The 14420-nt window shown below is 74.1% G+C and carries 8 protein-coding genes; all 8 read right to left on the bottom strand.

What is annotated here, in order from left to right:
• Nucleotides 1-208: 208 nt before the first annotated feature.
• The 8 genes from bcsG to bcsB all read right to left on the bottom strand — a co-directional run bounded on the left by bcsG (nt 209) and on the right by bcsB (nt 14368).
• Nucleotides 209-1774 (bottom strand): cellulose biosynthesis protein BcsG, encoded by a 1566-nt coding sequence (gene bcsG / locus AVS7_RS09915; RefSeq protein ID WP_020228303.1) that lies wholly within the window; start codon nt 1772-1774, stop codon nt 209-211.
• Nucleotides 1775-1851: 77 nt separating this feature from the next.
• On the bottom strand, nt 1852-4425 hold the full coding sequence (bcsA, locus tag AVS7_RS09920; RefSeq protein WP_020228304.1) for a UDP-forming cellulose synthase catalytic subunit: 2574 nt from the start codon (nt 4423-4425) through the stop codon (nt 1852-1854).
• Nucleotides 4422-5165 (bottom strand): cellulose biosynthesis protein BcsQ, encoded by a 744-nt coding sequence (bcsQ, locus tag AVS7_RS09925; protein WP_020228305.1) that lies wholly within the window; start codon nt 5163-5165, stop codon nt 4422-4424. Before bcsQ ends, bcsA begins: the two co-directional genes overlap by 4 nt.
• 1 nt (nt 5166) lies before the next feature.
• Entirely contained in the window at nt 5167-5310 is a 144-nt protein-coding gene (locus AVS7_RS24725; RefSeq protein WP_020228306.1) for a hypothetical protein, read from the bottom strand.
• Nucleotides 5307-7064, bottom strand: coding sequence for a cellulose biosynthesis protein BcsE (locus tag AVS7_RS09930; protein ID WP_020228307.1), 1758 nt, complete (start codon nt 7062-7064; stop codon nt 5307-5309). The genes AVS7_RS24725 and AVS7_RS09930 overlap by 4 nt, the downstream gene beginning before the upstream one ends.
• 53 nt (nt 7065-7117) lie before the next feature.
• Nucleotides 7118-10918, bottom strand: a complete 3801-nt coding sequence (locus tag AVS7_RS09935; RefSeq protein WP_020228308.1) for a cellulose synthase subunit BcsC-related outer membrane protein — start codon at nt 10916-10918, stop codon at nt 7118-7120.
• Nucleotides 10915-12063 (bottom strand): cellulose synthase complex periplasmic endoglucanase BcsZ, encoded by a 1149-nt coding sequence (bcsZ, locus tag AVS7_RS09940; protein ID WP_020228309.1) that lies wholly within the window; start codon nt 12061-12063, stop codon nt 10915-10917. Before bcsZ ends, AVS7_RS09935 begins: the two co-directional genes overlap by 4 nt.
• Complete coding sequence (gene bcsB / locus AVS7_RS09945) at nt 12056-14368, bottom strand: cellulose biosynthesis cyclic di-GMP-binding regulatory protein BcsB (RefSeq protein ID WP_020228310.1); 2313 nt, start codon at nt 14366-14368, stop codon at nt 12056-12058. The genes bcsZ and bcsB overlap by 8 nt, the downstream gene beginning before the upstream one ends.
• Nucleotides 14369-14420 lie beyond the last annotated feature (52 nt).

Below are 14420 nucleotides of genomic sequence, written 5' to 3' on the forward strand. Positions count from 1 at the left end.
CCGCAAAGCCGCGCCAGCTCTTGCTCGACGCCATCGGAGTGCCGGTCATCAACACAGATTTGTGACAGAGCCTTAATTTAAACATACATGTAACAAAATAGTTTTTCCCTATTTAATCTTCAACAACCTTCAAGTAAATGCAGCTTGAAAAAAACGCAACAGGCGCCTTGGCGCCTGTTGCGTGCGGTGACTGTACGGGACGGGTCCGCTAGGGTGTGTAGGACACCCAGACACCCTTGTCCGTGCGCATGCGGTAGCGGCCCGCGGCGTCGCGCAGCACCACCATCTCGCCGTTCTCGGCCTCGAAGGCGGTGGTTTCCAGCCGGGCCATGCGCTCGGCCAGCGGACGGGCGCCGGGCGCATAGGGGCTGTCGCGCAGCAGGTCGCCCAGCAGGGCGTTGATGCCGAAGTAGCTCACGGGCTGGTCCACCACCACGGGGCCGTGGCCGGCGCCGGCGGGCAGGCCCACGATCTTCATGGCGGCGGGCGCGATGGTGATGCGCGGGCTGGGGATTTCGCGCATGCCCGAGATCTGCAGCTTGTCGCCGCGCAGCGCTGCGCCGTGCTCGGGCACGAGCAGCACGACCACGGGGGGGCCGGCGCGCTCCAGCCCGGTGATGAACTGGTCGAAGTCGGCCAGCAGCTTGGACAGGCGCGGCTTGTAGGTGTCCACGCTGGAGCGCGAGGCCAGGCCGGGCACGCGGTTGCCGTCGTGCAGGGAAATGGTGTTGTAGTAGAGCGCCTCAGGCCTGGCGCCTGCCGGCGCGCTCTGGCGGGCGCGGCTCCAGCGCTCCAGCAGCGCGAGGTCGCTGTAGATGGGCGTGCCGTCGAAGCTGTGCATGTGGACGGGCGCGCCCTCGGGCGAGGCGATGCGCCCGGCCAGCCCGCCCTGGTTCTGCAGCATCTTGGCGAAGTCGTCGAAGTGCCCGTCGTGGTTGAGCAGCGCATGCGTCTCGTAGCCCAGCCGCTCCAGGCTGGGGAAGACGTAGCAGGCCGGGTCGGCGCCCTGGTAGAGCGCCTCGTGCGGCTCCTGGCCGCAGTTGCCGCGCAGCACGCGCAGCATGGCGGGGCCGCTGTAGCTGGCCGCCGTGTTGAACTGGGTGAAGACGGCGTCGAAGCGCTGCAGCAGCGGATGGTCGCGCATGCCGACCACGTCCAGGTCGTCCCACGACAGGGAGCACACGTGCAGCACCACGATGTCGAACGCGGGCGGGGCGCCGGCCGGGTTCCAGTCCAGGCGGCGCTGGCGCTCGTGGGCGTAGAACGCCTGGAGCTGGGCGTCGGGGTCCTGCACGGCGGCGCCCGAGGCAACGGCGCCCGGCGTGGCCGCGGATGCGGCCTGCGGCGCGCCGCCTGCCTGGGGCGCGAGCGCCGCCGCCAGCGGCACGCTGAGGATGCCGCCCAGCGCGAAGGTGGAAAACCGGATGCGCCGCGCCAGCACGGCATAGGCGGCCACCAGCGCGGCCAGGCCCAGCACGGCCTGCCAGTTCCACAGGCGCGCGAGCAGCTCGCCCATGTAGTCCAGGCTGAAGGCCGCCAGGCCCTGGGAGAGCGAGAGCACCCGGCCCAGGGAGGGCAGGTAGGAGTCGTAGTACAGCAGCGCGATGGCCGCCGACCACGCCGCCGCATGCCGCAGCGCACGCAGGCCGCGCGCCGCGGGCGGTGGCGCCAGCAGCGCCAGGGCCAGCAGCAGGTTGGGCAGCCAGTGCAAGCCGATGTAGCCGGCGTAGTGCAGCCCGACCTTGGCGAGGAAGTAGAAGCTCCAGTAACTCATGGTTTTATGGTTTTGATAGCTGCTTGCGCTTGCTTTGCATGGATTTCGCTACGTTTTCTCTATGAGACCGTCTCGCATCAAGCGCTGGCAGCTATGGTTTTCTTGCGTCGCATTGCCCGCTCGCGCACCGCCAGCAGCAGGGCGCGGCCCAGCGTGCGGTAGCCGCGCAGGCCCAGGCTGGCGATCTCCTGCAGGCCCAGCAGGGGGCGGTCCACGTCCTGCGTGCGGTTCCAGTGCGTCCAGGAATCGGGCCGCGCGAAGGTGCACTGGACCATCTCGATCTGCTGGTCGCGCGTGAGCGGGCCGTACTGCACGCCGATGGCGCCCTGCCCCTTGTCGAGCACGATTTCGGCGGGCAGGGCGCATTCGGCGCCGTCCCACCACAGGCCCACGTGCACCGGCTGCCCCGCCGCCAGGGGCGCCGCCCCGTCCACCTGCAGGCCCAGGCCGTTCATGGAGAAGTCGGTGCAGGTGGCGCGCAGCACGCGGCCGTCGTCCAGGTAGAGCACGGCGGGCAGGTGCGCGTCCACGCGGTGCATGCGCCGCACCTGGCGCGATTCGGACGCCACGCCCATGGCCGCGCCCAGCATGAGCAGGCTGTAGGCCGTCCAGACCAGGTTGAGCACCACGGTGGCGGGCTCGTCGGCGTTCCACCACAGCAGGCGCGCCAGGCCCGCCACGAAGGCGGCGGAGTTGAGCAGCACCAGCACGGCGTAGGGCAGCGAAGTGGTCCAGTCGAAATACGCGCGCTCCACCAGGCCGCCCTTGGCGGTGACGTTGAACTTGCCCAGCTTGGGGTTGATCATCGCCAGCGTGGTGGGCAGGGCCACGTACCAGGCGAGCACGGTCTCGTAGACCTCGGCCCAGAAGGTGTGGCGGTACTTGCCCTGCACGTGCGCGTTGGCGATGTTCGACTGCAGGATGTAGGGCAGCACGTACAGCGCCAGCAGCGCGGCCTGCGCATGGATGATGTGCAGGTGGAAGAACAGGTAGGCCATGGGCGCGGTGAAGAACACCAGCCGCGGCAGACCGAAGAAGAAGTGCAGCATGGCGTTGCCGTAGCAGATGCGCTGCCACAGCGTGAGGCCCTTGCCGAGGAACGGGTTGTCGGTGCGGAAGATCTGCGCCATGCCGCGCGCCCAGCGGATGCGCTGGCCCACGTGGGCCGAGAGGCTTTCCGTCGCCAGGCCGGCGGCCTGCGCCTCGTTGATGTAGGCCGTGGTGTAGCCGCGCCGGTGCAGCTTGAGCGCGGTGTGGGCGTCCTCGGTGACGGTCTCCACGGCGATGCCGCCCACCTCCATGAGCGGCGCGCGGCGGATCACGGCGCATGAGCCGCAGAAGAACGTGGCGTTCCAGAAGTCGTTGCCGTCCTGCACCAGCCCGTAGAACAGCGCGCCCTCGTTGGGCACGCGGCGGAAGGTACCCAGGTTGCGCTCGAACGGGTCGGGCGAGAAGAAGTGGTGCGGCGTCTGCAGCATGGCGCAGCGCGCGTCGCGCTGGAACCAGCCCACGCAGGTCTGGAGGAAGGAGCGCGTGGGGATGTGGTCGCAGTCGAAGATGGCCACCAGCTCGCCCTGCGTCATGCCCAGCGCGTTGTTCAGGTTGCCGGCCTTGGCATGGCGGTTGTCGGCGCGGGCGACGTAGTGCACGCCCACCTCGGCCGCGAAGGCGCGGAACGCCTCGCGGCGGCCGTCGTCCAGCAGGTAGACGCGCAGCTTGTCCTTCGGCCAGTCCATCGCCATCGCCGCCAGCACCGTGGGGCGCACCACGTCCAGCGACTCGTTGTAGGTGGGAATGAACACGTCCACGCTCGGCCACTCCAGCGGCGCGCCCTGCAGCGGGACGCTCTGGCGCTGCAGCGGCCAGGCGGTCTGGACGAAGCCCAGCACCACCACCAGCCAGGTGTAGGCCTCGGCCGCCAGCAGGCCGTAGCCCAGGAAGGCCTCAACGGCCGAGTCGAACTGCAGCGTGTTCGTCATGCGCCACCACGCATAGCGGCCCATGGCCGTGAGGCTGATGACGGCCAGCGCCAGCGACGGAAAGCGCCCCGGCAGCTTGCGCAGCACCATGGACAGCATCCACGCCAGCAGCAGGAAGACGAGCTGGCCGAACCCGTTGAACGGCGTGGTCATGACCACCGCCGCCGCGGCCAGCGCCACGCCCAGCACCAGCCAGCGCATGCCCGGCACGGCCAGCACGGGCCGCAGCGCGCGGTCGGTGGCCCGGCCGAAGGCGGCGGCCGTGCCGTTGCGTTCCAGCCGTGCGGCCAGCCGCTCCAGCGCGCGCACAGCCCAGCGCAGCGGTGCCAGGGCCAGCCACAGCACGGCAGATGCGGCGCGCCACAGGGCCGCCAGCGCCCAGGCCAGCCCGCCCCCCAGCGCCGCGAGCCACGCGGGCAGGGCCCATGCCCAGGGCATGGGCGGCTTGACGAACAGCCGCCACGGCCACAGCCACCACGGCGCGCCGGGCGGCATGCCCAGCCTGGCGGCCGCCCACGCCGCCGGGTCCGGCACCTGCGCGGGCGCCAGAGCGGCCCAGGGCGCCTGCGCGGAAGGCTTGACGAACAACCGCAGCAGCCAGCACGGCCAGCGCCGGGGCTCGGCCACCTGCAGCCGGTTGGCCAGCCAGGTCAGCGCAGCGTGCAGGCTCACGGCGCCGCTCCGTCCAGGCCGCAGGCCTGCGCGATCCAGTCGGCCAGGCCCTGCAGGTCGTGCGCGGCCTGCGACTGCGGCGCGTGCTGGTGCACGCACAGCGCCTGGGCCAGCGCCTGCTGCACGTGCTCGTCGGCATGCAGCGGATAGGGAATCAGGTGGTCCTGCCACTGCGCGCGCAGCGTGTGCAGCGCCTCGCGGCGCGCGGCGCTGCGCGGGTCCGCGCCCGTGAGCGCGACGGCCCAGCGCACGCCCGCGGGGAGCTGGGCGATGGCGTCCCGCAGCGCACCCTGCAGCCGCAGCGAGCGCACCGAGGCGTCGACCACCAGCACCGCCAGGCTGGCGCACTGCGCGGCCTGCAGCGCCAGCGGCGCGGGCAGCGGCGGCGTGTCGAGCACCACGGTGCTGCCCGGGGGCAGGTCCAGGCCCGCGATCTGCGCCTGCAGCCAGCCGGGCGCGTGAAGGGCGGCCTCCGCGCTACCGCTCCATGCGCCATGGGGCAGCAGCCGCACGCCGGCGGAATTCTCCAGCGCGCAGTCGCCCCACCACCGGCCCTGGGCCGGGTGCCAGCCGCTGGCGGGCGGCGCCTGCAGGCCCAGGTGCAGGCCCAGTGCGTTCTGCGGACTCAGGTCGATGGCCAGGGTGGGCTGGCCGCGCTGCGCCAGCAGCGTGGCCACGTGGGCGGCCAGCGTGGTGCGGCCCACGCCGCCCAGGGGGGAGAGGAAGGCGATGCGGTGCACGTCAACCCTCCTCGCGTTCCTGGCCGGGGCGGTAGGGCCGCAGATAGCGCAGGCGGCGTGGCGCGCGGGCATTCCACAGCCACCAGCATGCCCCGGCGCCGGCCGCGCCGGCGAGCAGGCAGAGCAGCCAGCCGATCGGGCTCATGCGGCCACCTCCTCACGCACGGGACGCCGCCCGATGGGGCGCGCGCTGACCTGCACCGCCGCGGCGCCGCGGTGCGGCGCTTCCTCCAGCACGGCCACCACGACAGGCAGCAGCGCGGCGCCCCCGCCCGCCCCGGCGGCGGGCTGCGCCTCGCGCGGCGCAGGCGCGGCGATGGGCTCCAGCAGCGGCCCGTAGTCGGGCAGGTGCGCCGCCGCGCCGCGCAAGCGCTCCAGCATGAGGGCCATGCCGCCCGCGGTGGCATCCTGCGCCTGGGACGAGAACAACGCGCCCAGGGGCAGCGTGAACAGGTGCGACAAGGCCAGGTCGAGGTCGGACTCGCGGCAGGCGAACAGGAAGACGTAGAGGCCCTGCGCGTCGGCCGTGACCAGGTCGCCGTCGCGCTGCACACGGCAGGCGCGCAGGGCGTCCAGGTGGGCCACCGTCGGCAGCAGCTGCAGCCGCACCAGGCAGTGGGACAGGCCCGCGGCTTCGGTGCGCGCCAGCATGTCGCCGGCGAGCTGCACGAAGCGCGCGGGCCGCTGGTAGCCGCGCGCGGCAGCGGGCATGCATGCGGCCAGGGTCTGCGCGCAGTCGCTTCCGATGGCGCCGGCATAGACGAGGTGGCGGCCGTCCTCGATGAGCTTCTGCAGGCGCGCGAACCCCACCTCGCGGTAGACGACGCTGGTCACGCCCAGGCGCAGCAGCGCCTGCTCGCTGTGCGCGCGCAGCTTGGCTTCGGTCTCGCGCACGATGATCTTCAGGCTGCGCGGGCGCGTCTGCCGCAGGCGGTGCACGAGCGCGGCCACGGCCGCGAACTGCTCCGGCACGCCCGCGTCGATCAGCACCGTGGCGCCCGCCGCGCCGCGCCCGGCCTCCTCCAGCGCCGCGAGGGAGTCGGCGATCTGCCACGCCGCGGGCACGCCGCGCTGGCCCGCGACGCTGGCCCGCGTGGCGTGGACGGCGAACTGGTCCGGCGCGTCCGCCAGCACGGGCTGCGCTCCCAGGGAGAAGCTGCCGTCGTAGCACAGCCGCCCGCCGTCCCGGCGCAGGTCGTAGCGGGCGTCGAACACGGCGCCCTGGCCGCCGTCCCAGCGGTACAGCGTGAGCACCGGCCGCCCGGAGAGCGTGCCCAGCTCGGCCACGTGGCGGAAGGCAGCCTGCGCGCGCACCGCCGCGCCCAGGTCGTTGCCGCCCTCGGCCTGCGCGCGGTGCAGGGGCAGCAGCAGCGCCACGGGCCGGCGCCGCGCGGCGCTCCAGCGGCGCCACTGGCCCGCCAGGCGCTGCAGCTCGGCGACCGTGGCGCCCGCCAGCATGGCATGGGCATCCAGCACGCACAGGCTGGTGTGCGGCCCGAGCCCGTTGCGCGCCAGCTCCTGGGCGAGCGCGCCCAGGCCGTCCCGGCGCAGCTGTGCCTGGGCCTCGGGCGGCAGCAGCCAGGTGCGCAGGCGCCCGGCGGCATGCGCCTGCGCCAGCGCGGGCATGCGCAGCAGCGCGTCGAGGTCGCCGGCCTGGGCGGCCAGCGCCAGCACCGGCCCGGCGGCCAGCAGGTCGGCCACCAGGGCGGGCGGCCAGTCCTGCCAGCAGGCCTCGTCCTGCACCAGCAGCGCGGCGGGCGCGCCTGCCGGCAGGCGGCCCACGCCGTGGGGCAGGCCGTCCACGCCCAGCCCGGCAGGCCGGGCCGTGCGGCGGGGGCCGCTGCGCAGGCCGTGCCACCAGGAGCGCAGCAGGGCGGTGACGGAGGATGGTTTATTCATAAAAAACGGTGCTAACGCTTACCAATCAAGCGCAGGCAGCTCCTTTTTTTGCATCAAAAACTGGAATAGGGTTGCACGGGGCGCGGGCGGTTCTCCAGCGGCGCGCGCACGGGGTCCAGCGCGAACCGGAGGTACAGCGCCAGCGTGGTGGGGGCGTAATAGGCCGAGCGGTCGAGCGACAGCTGCGCGCCCAGCGCCCAGTTCGGCGTGGCCTGGTATTCCACGGCCGCGCGCAGCGAGCGGCCGAAGCCCGAGCTGCCGCCGCCCGCATAGACCGGCGCGTGGCCCTGCGCCGCGGCCTGCGCCTGCAGCGCGGGGGAGCCGGGGTAATAGTCCGACGCGCGGCTGGCGCTGCGCGAGACGGACACGGAGCCGCGCAGCAGCCACGTGAACGCGCCCTTGCGCCCGCCCCACTCCACCGGCAGGCTCAGGGACAGGTAGCGGCGCGGGCTGTAGTAGCCGCCGTGGCCCCAGGTGAATTCGGACAGGTCGCGCGCGTAGCTCCACCACGACAGCGCCGCGCCCACGTTCACCGTCTGGTGCGGCGTGCGCAGCACGTCGCGGTCGATCGCCGCGCGCAGCTGCAGGCGGGTGTTGTCGCGCACGTTGCGGCCTTGCAGCAGCGCGTAGCCGGCGCTGAGCGACGTGCCGTAGCCCGCCCACGGGCGCGACACGCGGCCCGACACGCCCGTGGCGACCACACCGCCCCAGGCCTGCCCGGTGATGGGGTCGCGCACGCCCGCATAGGACAGCAGGCTGCCCGTGAGCGGGCGGCGCGAGAGTTCGGCGCGCCAGCTGAAGTCCTCGCGCCACTCGCTGCGCGCGATGCCGCCCACGAGGTTGGTCACGGGCATGCCGATGCCGACGGCCCCCACGTCCCACTCGACGCCGCGGCCGCGGTAGCCGAAGCCCACGTTGGCGCCGTCGCCGCGCGGCGTGCCCGGTGCGGCCGGGTAGGTGGCCTCGGGCCACGCGGCCACCTGCCCGTAGCCGGCGGCGTCCTGCGCCGAGGCGGGCAGCGGGCCGGCGTCGAGCCGCACCTGGTCCACGTGCAGGAAATGGTGGCCGTCGTAGCCCCGGGGCATCCAGGCGACGGCGGGGATCTCCCAGCCGCGCAGGGTGGAGATGCCCGCGGTGGAATTCTTCTGCAGCCGCTCCATGCCTACCTCCACCCAGGCCTGGCGGCGCGCCTCGATGGCGTGGATGTCCTGCCCGATCCTGCCCTGCTCTTGCGGATTCGTTTCCAGCGCCTGCGCCTGGCGGAAGTAGGCGAGCGCCGGGGCGTAGGCGTCTTCGGCACGCTCCAGCCGGGCCGCGTGCAGCAGCACGCTGGTGTCCTGCGGGAAGCGCTGCAGCAGCTGCTGCGCCAGGGCGCGCGCCTCGTCCATGGCGGGCACGCGCTGCCACAGGCGCAGCAGGGCGAGCTGCGCGCCGGCATCGCGCGCGTCCAGGTGCTGCCGCAGCCATTGCGCCTGCGCGCGCGCCTGGGCCGCCTGCCCCTGGCGCGCGAGCGCATCGCCCAGGGCCAGGCGCACGCCGGCGTCGTCGCCTTGCGACTCCAGCGCCTGCGCCAGCTGCCGCGCGGCGCCCGCATAGTCCTGCGCCGCGAGCAGCAGGCGGCCACGGACGGCGGGTGCATCGCCGCCGTACAGGGGCGACTGGGCCAGGCGCAGGGCCCCTGCGCGGTCGCCCTCGGCCACGGCGGCTTCCACGCGGCGCTCCAGGTGGGCCGCCTGCAGCGCGGACAGGCGCGCCGCCTGCGCGGGCGTCCAGCCCGGCTCGGCCAGCAGGGCGGGCAGCAACTCGGCCAGGGGGCCGTCCATGGCGGCGCGGCCTGTCGCGGCCCGGCCCATCAAGGCGGCGTGCTCCAGCCGCGCCTCGGGCGTGGCCGGGGCGCGGGCGGCGAGGCGGTCGAACACGGCCACGCCCTGCGCGCCCTCGCCGCGCTGGAACCAGGCGTTGGCGACGGTGAAGAGCAGGTCGGCATCGTCGCCCGCCTGGCGCTCGGCCTGGACCAGCAGTTGCCCGGCCTGCGCCGCGTCGTTGCCGGCGGCGCGGGCTACGGTGGCGCGCACGGTGGCCGAGCGCAGCAGCGCGCGCATGGAGTCGCTGCGCTGCTCGGGGGAGACGTGCTCCAGGTCGGCCAGCGCGCCCGCGTCGTCGTCGGTGGCGCTGCGGATCAGGGCGCGGGCGTAGCGCATGTCGGCCTCGTCCCCTTGGAGGGCGATGCCCTCGTCCATGGCGTCCAGCGCCTCGCGCGGCTGGCCCAGCTGCAGGTACACGCGCGCCAGGCGGTGGCGCAGCCAGGGGTCGCGCGGCGTGAGCGCCACGGCGTCTTCCAGCAGGCGCAGCGCGGTGCCGGGGTGCCCGGCCGTGCGTTGCGCCTCGGCCTGTTCGGCCAGCAGGTCCGCGCGCACGGCGGCGAGCTGCGGCGCGCGGTCCGGATGGCTGCGCTGCGCCGCCTCCAGCAGGGCCAGGGCCTGCGGCGCGCGGCCCGCGCGGGCGTGCAGCGCGGCCAGGCCGCGCAGGGCGTCCAGGTGGGCGGGGTCGGCGGCCAGGGCCCGCTCGTAGAGCGCCTGGGCCTGCGCCGGGTCGTCCTGCCGGGTGCGGATGCCTGCCAGCGTGGCCAGGGCTTCGGCATGGGCGGGCTCCAGGGCCACGGCCTGCTGGGCCTGCCGGGCGGCTTCTTCCAGGCGGCCTGCCTGCGCGGCATCGTCCGCCTGGCGCAGCAGGCCCCAGAAGTGGGCCGTGGCTTCCAGCCCCTGCCACCGCGCCTGCGGGGACAGGCTTTGCGCCTGGGCGAACAGCGCCCGGGCTTCTTCGTGGCGGCCCTGGCGCAGGCGCACCAGGCCGAGGCCGCCCAGGCTGGCGGCATCGCGCGGGCGCAGCGCCAACGCCGCCTGCCACTGCTGCTCGGCCTGTGCGAGGTCGCCCGCGTCCAGCGCGCGCTGGCCGGCGGCCTGTGCGAGGCGCGCGGGGTCGCGCGCCCAGCGCTCGGCCTGCGCCGCGGCCTGCCGGGCGGCGCCCCACTGTTCGGCCAGGGGCCGGTCGTCGGGGTAGCGCTGCAGGTAGGCCTGCAGCCGGGGCGCGGCGGCCGCGCCCTCCAGCCGGCCCAGTGCACGGCGCCACAGGTCGCGCAGGCGGTGCGGGTTGGCGGCAGGGTCGTCGGCCAGCGCCTCGCAGGCGCGGACCAGCGCGAGGGCGCTGGCGCCCTGGGCGGCCTGCATTTCGAGCTGGGCGAGGCGGTAGTCGGCATCGCCCGTGCGCTGGTAGAGCTGGTGCAGGGCCGATGCGGCCTGGGGCGCCGTGCGCGCGTCGTTGCCCATGACCTGCCAGTATTCGGCCGCCAGGCCGCCGATGGCGGGCGGGCCGTCGGGAAAGAGGGCGCGCGCCAGTTCGCGCGCCTGGCGGATGCTGTCGGGCGGGTGCCCTGCACGCACGCGTTCGAGCGTCTCGGCCTTGCGGTTCATCTGCGCGAGCAGGCGCATCTGGCCGAGCTTTTCGCGGTCCGGCCCGTGCACGCGCACCAGGGTGGCCAGGTCTGCCGTCGCACTGTGGCCGGGATGGCGCGCGCGCAGCTGCGCCAGGATGCGCTGCGCCTCATCGGCCCGGTTGCCGCGCAGGGCGATGTCGCCCAGCAGGGCCAGCGCGGCAGGCGCGTCGGGGTCGAGCGCCAGCAGCTTGTCCACGCTCTGGCGCGCCAGGTCCAGCCGGTTCCTGGAGGCCCACATCTGGGCGTTGCGCAGCAGCGCCTCCTGCCCCGCGTCCATGCCGTCGGCCAGCGCGGGGGCGATGGGGAGGGCCAGGGCCGAGGAGAGCGCGGCGACGGCCAGGCCCTTGCACGGCCGCTTCATGGCCCAGCCTTCCAGCGGGGCAGCAGGCGCCCGTCGGCGTCAAAGCGGTAGGCGCCGTCCATCCAGCCCTGGCCGAAGAGCGCCAGGCATTGCTCGTAATAGGCATCGGGGCGCGGCGGGCGCGCTTCCAGCCGCAGCTGCTGCACCCGCAGCGCGTCGGCCTCGCCGCTGGCCTGCAGGAAAGGCAGCAGCGCCGCGGAAAAGCCCGAGGGCGCGGGGCCACCGGCCTGGCCGGTCAGGATGTCGATGGACTCCGGCGGGTGGCCGCGCTCGCGCACGAAGCGCGCCATGGGGGCCAATGCCCGCAGCAGCGGCCCGCGGCCCTCGGCCTGGGGGTGGAGCGTGCCGGCCCAGAGGTAGACGCGGATGGCGTTGTAGGCGCCCTGGCCCTTGTCCTTGCCTTCGGCCTCCACCTGGAAGCCCTGGCCGGCATAGACGGTCCAGTCGGGGCTGAAGCCCTGGGGCGCGGATTCGACCATCACCCGCAGGGAGCTGGCCGCGAGCTGCTTCCAGACCGGCTGGCCGGTGGCGCCGGCCAGTCCGTGCAGGAGCTGCAGCGGCAGGTAGCTCGGGTTCAGGCGCCAGGGCCCGCCTTCGGGGGCGAAGCCGCGCGGCGCGGGCAGCAGCGTGGGGCCCAGGCCCGGCAGGTCGGCGGTTTCCTCGCGCACGATGCGCGCCGCCAGCACGGCGCCCAGCGCGCGGTAGCGCCGGTCGTTCCACAGCCGGCCGGCCTCGGCCAGCGCATAGGCGATCCACAGGTCGGCGTCGGAGGCGGCGTTGTCGTCGATCACGCCCCAGGTGGCGTCGGGGCGCTGGCCCCAGAGCCAGGCGGGCAGGCGGGTGGTGAGGTCGCCCGCGCAGAGGTTGTCTTCCGTCCAGCGCAGGATGCGTTCGAAGCGCTCGCGGTCGCCCGCGAGCAGTGCGAAGAACAGCGCATAGGCCTGCGCCTCGGAATAGGTCTGGCCCTGCGCGTCCGAGGTCACACGCCCGCCGCTGCCCACGAACTGGCGGTGGAACGCCTCCCAGGCCGGCCAGGCGGATGCCGTGCCCGCGTCGGCCCAGGCCTGCGCGGCCCAGCCCGCGGCCACGCCCGCCGCGCCCCGCAGCACGGCGCGGCGCGTGGGCTTGCGGGCGCCGTCAGTCATCGCCGCCCTCCAGCCTGCGGCGGGCCAGGGAGCGCAGCGCCCCGTACACCAGCAGGGTCAGCAGCAGGCCGGCGGCGATGCCCAGCAGCGCCAGCGCCACCGGGTGGCTGTGCAGGTGGAACCACAGGCGCTTGTACCAGGGCAGGTCGCCCACGTAGTACACGGGCTGGATGCGGAAGCTCTCCACTGCCTCCCCGCGCAGCAGCCCCAGGTCGCCCTGCAGCAGCTGCACTTTGCCGGGGTCGTTCAGGCCCTGGGCGATCCAGCCCATGCTGCGCGCGTCGCTGGCCGTCAGGCCCACGATGCTGCGCCCCTCCTGCAGCGGGGACTGCAGGCCCACCACCGCCGCGAGCGGGCCGTCGCCCTCCAGCGTGGCGCGGCCGTCGCCGGCCGTGACGGGGCTGCCGCCACCCAGGCGGAACAGCTCGAAGAAGGCATTCACGCCCCGCTCCAGCGGCTGCACGGAGCGCTTGCCGGCCTCGACCAGCGCCGGCAGGCCGCTGCGCCAGCGGGCCAGCAGGCCGTCGCGGTCGCCCACGGAGACGAGCAGGATGTCGGTATCCCTGGCCTGCTCGATCTGCGCCGCGTGCAGCAGCTGGAAGCGCGTGCCCGCGTAGCCGGTGGCCGCCGCCATGCGGCCCACGGCCGTGAGGTAGGCCTCCACGTCGGCGCCGGTGGGCTGGTTGGGCAGCACCACCGAGGTCTGGCCCAGGTCGGCGTATTTGGTGAAGGGGTAGCCGCTGTTGGCGAACGCGGCCAGGTTGGGCATGGCCATGTAGTGGTCGAAGCCCGTCATGTCGATGCTGGACTGCGGGTCGAGGGCCGCGCGCAGCTCCACCGGCTGGGTGGAGCGGCAGCGCCCCAGGTCCGCGGGCGGGATGTTGAAGGCGAACTGCAGCCGGTTGTCGCCGCCCACCATGAAGGCCGGGATCTTCATGTCCGAGCGCACCAGCCCGCCGCCGTCCTGCGCGAGCGGCAGCAGGATCTTGCTCTTGCGGGCCTCGCTGTCGCCGCTGGCCTGCAGCGGGTAGGCCTTGACGAACTGGTCGTTGATGGAGACGTTCAGCGAGCCCCGGTCCGACAGGTTGGTGGGGGTGTAGCGGTAGAACAGGTTCAGCGGCACGCCGCTGGCGTTCCACGTGAACAGGTCCGGGGCCATGCGCGCGTTGACCTGGATGGTGCCGCTCAGCACGGTGCCGCGCAGCTGCAGGTCGGTGGGCCGCTCCACCAGTTCGCCGAGCTGCACGGGGCGCTCGGTGGTCAGCCAGCGCGGGGCGTCGTAGGCCTTGCGCGGCGGGGGCAGCTCCAGCCCGGTCACGCGCATGCTCTGGCCCGACAGGGCGGCCTTGCCCAGCGCGAGCGCGGCGGCGGCGGTTTGCACCTGCGCATCGTCCTTGCCCAGCACCAGCAGCAGCCGCGCGCCCGGCACCTGGGGGTGCGCCACCATGGACAGCGTGGGCTGCTCCACCGGCGGCATGTCCTGGAGGAAGGCGGGGCGGCGGTCGTTGGTGGCGATCACCACGGCATGGCCGGGCGGCAGCGCGTCCTGGAACACCGGGAAGCGGTTACCCCGGTAGGACGCCAGCACGCCCAGCCAGCTGGCCACCGCGCCCGCCGCCTTGAGCTGGCCCAGGCTGGGCTGCGCCGCGTAGACGAAAGGCACCTCCACGGGGCGGCTGTCGCGCGGGTCGAAGAACGGGGCGGGCAGCAGGGCCAGGTCGCCGCGCCCCTGCAGCGGGCGCAGCGCCAGGTCCAGAACGCTCTCGTGGCTGATCTCCGCCCACAGGCTCGAATGGCTGGGATCTTCGCAGTCGAGCGTGTAGTGGCCCACGAACTGGAACGACAGCTGGTTGTAGTCCGTGAAATAGGCGGGGGGAATGTCCACGTCCACCGCCTGAGGCTGGCCCAGCCGCTCCTTGGGCAGGGCGATGGTGCGCACGAGCTGGTCGTTGAGCAGCACCTTGAGGTGCGACAGGTCGGCCAGCAGCGCGGGAGACAGCGTGAACACCAGCCGCAGCCGCGCGGACTCCACCATCTCGTCGCGCCGGATACCCAGCCCCACGCCCGACCAGCTCTCCACGCCGCGCAGGCGCATGGCGCCGCCCAGGCCCAGGTCCTTCAGGCGCGGGCTCCAGCGGCGCAGGACTTGCGGCTCGGCAGCCGGCGTTTCGGCGGCAGCGGCCACGGCCGGGGGCTTGCGGGGCATGGGCGGCTTCTGCGCCCACGCCAGGGATTGGCTCCCCCCCAGGGCCCCGAGGGCCAGCAGCCAAGCGGCGGGCTTGAGAAGGGGGGTGTTCAGGGTCATGGCTGTTTTCGTGGGAGGAAAAAGGGGGCTCGCAAGGCCCCGCAATGCAACT

This window comes from Acidovorax sp. MR-S7, assembly GCF_000400995.2.
Taxonomy (GTDB): domain Bacteria; phylum Pseudomonadota; class Gammaproteobacteria; order Burkholderiales; family Burkholderiaceae_C; genus MR-S7.

Excerpts from the sequence above, each read along its gene's own strand:
- bcsZ (WP_020228309.1), bottom strand. The coding sequence starts at position 12,063 with ATGACTGACGGCGCCCGCAAGCCCACGCGCCGCGCCGTGCTGCGGGGC.
- bcsB (WP_020228310.1), bottom strand. The coding sequence starts at position 14,368 with ATGACCCTGAACACCCCCCTTCTCAAGCCCGCCGCTTGGCTGCTGGCC.
- AVS7_RS24725 (WP_020228306.1), bottom strand. The coding sequence starts at position 5,310 with ATGAGCCCGATCGGCTGGCTGCTCTGCCTGCTCGCCGGCGCGGCCGGC.
- AVS7_RS09935 (WP_020228308.1), bottom strand. The coding sequence starts at position 10,918 with ATGAAGCGGCCGTGCAAGGGCCTGGCCGTCGCCGCGCTCTCCTCGGCC.
- AVS7_RS09930 (WP_020228307.1), bottom strand. The coding sequence starts at position 7,064 with ATGAATAAACCATCCTCCGTCACCGCCCTGCTGCGCTCCTGGTGGCAC.
- bcsG (WP_020228303.1), bottom strand. The coding sequence starts at position 1,774 with ATGAGTTACTGGAGCTTCTACTTCCTCGCCAAGGTCGGGCTGCACTAC.